General features: G+C 41.5%; 3 protein-coding genes. All 3 read left to right on the forward strand.

Annotated elements, in window-relative coordinates:
- Positions 1-667, forward strand: a 667-nt coding sequence (locus J8L98_RS24285; protein WP_247682688.1) for a tyrosine-type recombinase/integrase, incomplete at its 5' end; no start/stop codon positions are given.
- Positions 664-1,752, forward strand: a complete 1,089-nt coding sequence (locus J8L98_RS24290) for an IS91 family transposase (protein ID WP_210994754.1) — start codon at positions 664-666, stop codon at positions 1,750-1,752. The genes J8L98_RS24285 and J8L98_RS24290, both read left to right, overlap by 4 nt.
- 328 nt (positions 1,753-2,080) lie before the next feature.
- Positions 2,081-2,464 (forward strand): hypothetical protein (locus J8L98_RS24295; RefSeq protein ID WP_210998635.1); only part of this gene is annotated, 384 nt, incomplete at its 3' end.

Genomic DNA, 2,464 nt, shown 5'->3' on the forward strand with positions numbered 1-2,464 from the left:
TATTCGCAGGCTTTCTCGGGCAAGCCAAAAGTTGCAGATAAACAGTATTTGGTTCTTGTTTAAGCACATTTTACATCGGCCATTGAACTTAGATATTACCTTACCAAAAGCGAAGTCTCGTGCACCCATTTATTTATCTCGTAGCGATATACAACGGCTGATAGCAAGCTGCACAGACATGAGATTAAAGACGCTAATTATGGTGTGTTATGGCTGTGGTTTACGTATTGGTGAGCTATTACGCATTAAAGTTAAAGACATAGACGGTCAACGAAAAACCATTTTAATTGAACAGGGTAAAGGAGATAAATCACGTTACGTTGTTGTGTCAGAGAGTGTATTGAAGCAATTACGTTGCTACTGGAAAATGTATCATCCTACAGGTTGGATGTTCTATTCTCGGTGGTTTATGGACAAACCGATGTCGCCATCGAGCTTCAGAAAGTCATTAAAAAAGCAGTCACACAGCATTGGTTTGCAGCAGTGTAACCCGCATGCACTTCGCCATGCTTATGCGACACATCAACTTGAATCAGGCATGCCGCTTCATCAATTGCAACATCAGCTTGGTCACAGTGATATTAAAACGACACAGAGTTACTTGCATTGGTTACCTGAATTAGGCCATGGCGGCATTGATTTACTGGCCGATTGGTCGAAACAATGAGTACGCTACACCTTGCTGATATTTTAAAATTAGGGTTAGATGATTATCGGCAACACCACTCATTGAATTACCAGCAGACACGGGTCTGTCAACACCTTCAATCATGCAGGACAGGCAAGTTAGGGTATCAATCATGGCAATGTGATACGTGTGGCGAGGTAAAGCAGGTCGGGTGCAGTTGCCGAGACCGCCATTGCCCACGCTGTCAAAGTATGGCAACAGCACAGTGGGCGCAAAAACAGCAAGCACGTTTATTGCCTTGTCGTTACTTCCACCTTGTTTTTACACTGCCACATGAGCTGAATATTGTTGCACGCTATGACCCAAACACGCTTTATCAGTGTTTATTTAAAGCAGTATGGGACACCCTAAGTAAATTTGCACAGCGTAAAGGGCATGGGCAGTTAGGGATGACAAGCGTTTTGCATACATGGGGACAAACCTTAAGTCAGCATATTCACCTGCATTGCTTAGTGCCTGCGGGAGGGCTAACGCAAACTCAATGGCATGAAATAGAACAGGGCTACTTATACCCAGTTAAAGCATTATCAACGGTATTTAGAGGGAAAATGCTTGCGGCATTGCATGCGCAAGGTACTTCGCTGACACATATAACGACACCAGCTAAATGGTGTGTGTATAGCAAAGCGTGTTTAACATACAGTGATAAGTTAGTAAGTTATCTAGCACGGTATACCCGAAAGGGCGCGATGTCAGAATCGAGACTGGTGTCGGTGAATAAACAAAGCGTGTGCTTTAAATATCGAGGTTATACAGGTAAACACAGTGAAAAGGTCATGACACTGAATTGTAGAGAGTTCTTACGACGCTATTTACAGCATGTGCTACCAAAAGGGTTTATGCGAATTCGTCACTATGGCTTTTTAGCCAATGCATGTTACAAGCGAAAGTTGGCGTTGATAAAGGCGCAAGGGCCCAGTTTACGTAAAGTGAAGAAGAAAAAGGCGGAAGCTGCGTCACCATCCCCTCATTGGGCTTGTGAAGTATGTAAAATCGGAGTCTTACGATTTAGTGAAATGGTTAATTCAAGTGAAGAGACAATGAAATTAGCACGAACGAGTTAGCAGCAGAGCTTGCTGAATTAAATCAACGCGTTAACCTGCTTAATTGTTCGGGCTAGAAAAGTGCGTGTGTGGTGAAAATATCATTGATAAATCGGAGAAAATTAGCTCTAATGGCAGGATAAAACGTACTGAGTAATGCAGGGATGGCTTAATCACGAAAGACAAGCCGATAAAATAGGCGTAAGACAAGTTAAGCCACTAAAAGCAAATTCCCATAGCATAAATAACACCAACTCTGACACATCGAGCTGGTAGCGGCTCAGTCCAACAAGCGATTATGCAGCACAAACAACGTGCCGCATAAATACTAAATAGTTAGGTTTCGCACATGTTTGGTAGTATTTTTCTAGCAAGTCTTATTCAATTTGGTGAAGTGAAAGGATGTTCAGATCCCAGTATTGAGCTATTAGAAGAGTTTAAAACTGAAATTGTGTATTTAGATAACACTCCTGAATTATTCCCTAAAGGTACGATCAAAATAGCTGCTTCTATGCCACCAATCTGTCAAGTTGTAAACTCGCAGATTGAAGTTGAGTTTGATATAGATAATCACGGTCATATTGTTAATTATAAAGTTTTATCTAACATACCTAAGCGGGTACACTCAAAGGCAATTAAAAAAGAGCTCATGCGTACACCAGTGCATAGATCGACTTGGGGTTTAAAGAATAACAAGATGCTTGTTAATTATATTCAGTATAAAAGCAAAACC

The sequence above is a fragment of the Pseudoalteromonas sp. MMG013 genome, assembly GCF_018100885.1.
GTDB classification, from domain to species: Bacteria; Pseudomonadota; Gammaproteobacteria; order Enterobacterales; family Alteromonadaceae; genus Pseudoalteromonas; species Pseudoalteromonas aurantia.